The sequence below is a fragment of the Pseudomonas hunanensis genome (assembly GCF_013393325.1).
Classification (GTDB): domain Bacteria; phylum Pseudomonadota; class Gammaproteobacteria; order Pseudomonadales; family Pseudomonadaceae; genus Aquipseudomonas; species Aquipseudomonas putida_P.
Window position 1 is genome coordinate 1 of record NZ_QJRC01000046.1, and the last position, 255, is coordinate 255.

At 58.4% G+C, this 255-nt stretch carries 1 protein-coding gene; it reads left to right on the top strand.

Translation table 11 applies throughout. From position 1 onward, the window contains the following. On the top strand, window positions 1–255 hold a 255-nt coding region (locus DM807_RS00700), incomplete at both ends, for an immunoglobulin-like domain-containing protein (protein WP_179026943.1).

A 255-nucleotide genomic window follows, 5' to 3' on the forward strand; every position in this document is an offset into this window, starting at 1 on the left:
GAAGGCGGCGTGATCACCTACACCGTGACGCTGACCAACAAAGACGGCCTGCCGATCGACAAGCACGCAGCGCTGACCTTTACCCTGGACGATGGCAAAACCACCATCACCATCCCAGCCAACGGTATTTCTGGCACCGCCACGGTCACCGCCCCGGACAACGTCTACGTTGGTGCCAACGACCCGATCGTCAAGTCGATCGCAACCGTTGAAGGCGCGGATGTCGACAAGTTCGAGAAGTTGACCCTGGATAAA